Origin of the sequence: Arthrobacter sp. 2YAF22_2 (assembly GCF_052114645.1) — a bacterium.
In the GTDB taxonomy this organism is placed as follows: domain Bacteria; phylum Actinomycetota; class Actinomycetes; order Actinomycetales; family Micrococcaceae; genus Arthrobacter.
Genome location: NZ_JBFRFD010000417.1, coordinates 1 through 3,381 on the forward strand (window position 1 = coordinate 1; position 3,381 = coordinate 3,381).

The window sequence follows — 3,381 nt, forward strand, 5'->3', positions numbered from 1 at the left end:
GCGGAAACACTGTGCCCGAGGTGGGACTCGAACCCACACACCTTTCGATACCGCATTTTGAGTGCGGCGCGTCTGCCAATTCCGCCACTCGGGCGCGGAGTACACCGGTTGTGATGTTCGCTGCCCACTGGTGTTGTGAGCAACGCGATCGCTTCCGGTGCGCGAAATTACTCTACATGCAGATAGGCTGAATTCCAGAATCGCGCCAGTGACGCCGCATCGATCCCAACCGGCCCCCAGTACACCAGCGGGCAAACCCTATGATGGTCTAGTTCCCGCCGTACCTTTCCAAGGAGTTCCCGTGTCAGAACAGACGGAGTCAAGCCCCACTTCCCAGCCGGCGCGCCGCGTCGTTGTCGCCGAGGATGAGACCCTCATCCGCCTCGACATCATCGAGATCCTGCGCGGCGAGGGCTACGACGTCGTAGGCGAAGCGGACAACGGTGAGAAGGCCGTGCAGCTCGCCGAGGAATTGAAGCCGGACCTCGTCCTGATGGACGTCAAGATGCCCGTAATGGACGGCATCTCCGCCGCGGAGAAGATCGTCAAGGCCCGGATCGCCCCGGTGGTACTGCTGACCGCATTCAGCCAGAAGGAGCTCGTCGAGCGGGCCCGGGACGCCGGCGCCATGGCCTACGTGGTCAAGCCCTTCACCCCGGCGGACCTGATTCCGGCCATTGAGATCGCTTTGTCCCGCCACGAGGAAATCAAGGCCCTCGAGAACGAGGTCAGCGACCTGCAGGAGCAGTTCGCCACCCGCAAGCTCGTGGAGCGCGCCAAGAGCCTGCTCACCACCAAGATGGGCCTGACGGAGCCGGAAGCCTTCCGCTGGATCCAGAAGACCTCGATGGACCGCCGCCTGAGCATGCGCGAGGTTGCCGAGACCATCATCAACCAGGTCAACTAACCCCCGGCCAACAAGCCACCGGAACAACTGCACAACGAAAAAAGGAGGGTCCCGCCGCTGGACTTCACGCGGCGGGACCCTCCCTTTGTCGTCTGCGAGGACGAACTAGACCTTGTTGTTCTTCTTCTTCTTTTCCGGCCAGGGACCGAGCTTGTCCTTGGCCACGACGGCCTCGCCATGGCTGCCGGCGTCGGCGAGGTCGCCGACGCGGTGGACCTTCAGCATGTTCGTGGAACCGGCCTTTCCGGGAGGCGAACCGGCCGCGATGACCACCAGGTCGCCATCTTCCACGAGATCCATTTCCAGCAGGCTGCGGTCCACCTGGGCGGTCATCTYGTCGGTGTGGCCCACCATCGGGACCAGCACCGGCTGGATGCCCCAGGTCAGTGCCTGCTGGTTCCAGACATGCTCCATCGGGGTGAACGCGAAGACCGGCCGGATCGGGCGCAGCCGCGAGAGCCGGCGAGCGGAGTCACCGGACTGGGTGAAGGTACAGATGTACTTCGCTTCCAGCTGGTCGGCGATCTCGACGGCGGCACGGGTGATGGCGCCGCCGCGGGTCTTAGGCTTGGTCCCCAGCGGCGGGACGCGCTCCAGGCCGTGGACCTCGGTGGATTCAATGATCCGGGCCATCACCTTGACGGTTTCGATCGGGTACTTGCCCACGCTGGTCTCGCCGGAGAGCATTACCGCGTCGGCGCCGTCGAGCACGGCGTTGGCGCAGTCGGAGGCCTCGGCGCGGGTCGGACGCGGGTTCTCGATCATCGATTCGAGCACCTGCGTGGCCACGATAACCGGCTTGGCCCAGCGGCGGGCCAGCTCGATGGCGCGCTTCTGCACGATCGGCACTTCCTCGAGCGGAAGTTCCACGCCCAGGTCGCCACGGGCCACCATGATCGCGTCAAAGGCGTCGATGATCTCGGGAAGCTGGTCCACGGCCTGCGGCTTCTCGATCTTGGCGATGACCGGCACCCGGCGGCCCTCTTCATCCATGATTTCGTGCACGCGGTCGATGTCCGACGCGTCACGGACGAAGGACAGCGCGACCATGTCCACGCCGCGGCGCATCGCCCAGCGCAGATCATCCTCGTCCTTTTCGCTCAGCGCAGGCACGTTCACGGCGACGCCGGGCAGGTTGATGCCCTTGTTGTTGGACACGTAGCCTCCCACCGTCACGGTGGCGACGACCTTGACGTCGTCGACCTCCAGCGCGCGCAGGGCCACCTTGCCGTCGTCGATCAGCAGCGCGTCGCCCGGGTTGACGTCCTCGGTCAGGGTCTTGAGCGTCGTCGAGCAGATGTCCTTGGTGCCCGGCACGTCCTCGGTGGTGATCGTGAAGGTGTCACCGACGGCAAGCAGGTACGGGCCGTCGACGAACCGGCCGAGGCGGATCTTCGGCCCCTGCAGGTCGGCCATGATGGCGACCGGCTTGCCGAGCTGCCCGGCCGCCTTGCGGACGTTCTCGTACGTGTTGTCGTGCACGGTGTAGTCTCCGTGGCTCATGTTCATCCGGGCCACGTCGACCCCGGCCTCGAGCACGGCAAGCGTGTTCTCGAAGCTCGCGATCGCCGGTCCGAAAGTGGCCACAATTTTTGCGCGTCTCATATGCCTACCCTAGTTGTCTGTTGAACGTTTCGAGGTGTCGCGGGGAAGAACGGCCGGTGTCCCGGTCCGGCCCACGGAGGGGCCGGACCGGACTACAGGACGGCGATCGCCCGGTCCGTGGGCGCTACGGGCGCCGGAAGAATAGTGCTGCCCATCAGGAACTTGTCCACCGCGGCGGCGCAGGCGCGGCCCTCGGCGATGGCCCAGACGATCAGGGACTGGCCGCGGCCGGCGTCGCCCGCGACAAATACGCCTTCGGTGTTGGTCATGTAGTGGCCGTCCCGCGCCACGTTCCCGCGTCCGTCGAACTCGGCGCTGACCTGCTCGGTGATCCCGGCCGGCTCCGCGCCGGTGAAGCCCAGGGACAGGAACACGAGGTCCGCGGGGATGATCCGCTCGGTACCAGGCTTAGGCAGCCGCTTCCCGTCGACAAATTCGGTCTCGGCCACCTTCACGCCGGTCAGTTTGCCGTTCTCGCCGACGAACTCGACGGTGGACGCGAGGTACGTGCGTTCGCCGCCTTCCTCGTGGGCGCTGGCCACCTCGAACAAGGTCGGGAACGTCGGCCAAGGCTGGTGCGCGGCCCGCTCGGCGGACGGCTGCTTGCCGATCGCCAACGTGGTTACCGACGCTGCCTGGTGGCGGTGGGCGGTACCGAGGCAGTCCGCGCCGGTGTCGCCGCCGCCAAGGATCACGACGTGCTTGCCGGCGGCGTTGATCTGGTTTTCCACCGTCTCGCCGGCCACCACCCGGTTGGACGGGACGAGGTAGTCCATCGCGAAGTGCACGCCGTCGAGTTGGCGGCCCGGGATCGGCAGGTCCCGCGGGATCACGACGTGCTTGCCGGCGGCGTTGATCTGGTTTTCCAC

General features: G+C 66.0%; 3 protein-coding genes and 1 tRNA gene. 1 reads left to right on the forward strand and 3 read right to left on the reverse strand.

From position 1 onward, the window contains the following. Positions 1–12: 12 nt before the first annotated feature. A tRNA-Leu gene (locus AB4Y86_RS15095) sits at positions 13–94 on the reverse strand. Between the two features lie 207 nt (positions 95–301). Between AB4Y86_RS15095 and AB4Y86_RS15100 the strand changes: the two genes are divergently transcribed. Beyond that, positions 302–907, forward strand: a complete 606-nt coding sequence (locus AB4Y86_RS15100) for an ANTAR domain-containing response regulator (protein ID WP_441403011.1) — start codon at positions 302–304, stop codon at positions 905–907. A 105-nt stretch (positions 908–1,012) separates the two neighbouring features. Here AB4Y86_RS15100 and pyk read toward each other — a convergent pair whose 3' ends face one another. Further along, positions 1,013–2,512: a pyruvate kinase gene (pyk, locus tag AB4Y86_RS15105; RefSeq protein WP_441403012.1), complete on the reverse strand. Its 1,500-nt coding sequence runs from the start codon at positions 2,510–2,512 to the stop codon at positions 1,013–1,015. Between the two features lie 92 nt (positions 2,513–2,604). Further along, positions 2,605–3,381, reverse strand: a 777-nt coding sequence (locus AB4Y86_RS15110; RefSeq protein ID WP_441403013.1) for an FAD-dependent oxidoreductase, incomplete at its 5' end; no start/stop codon positions are given.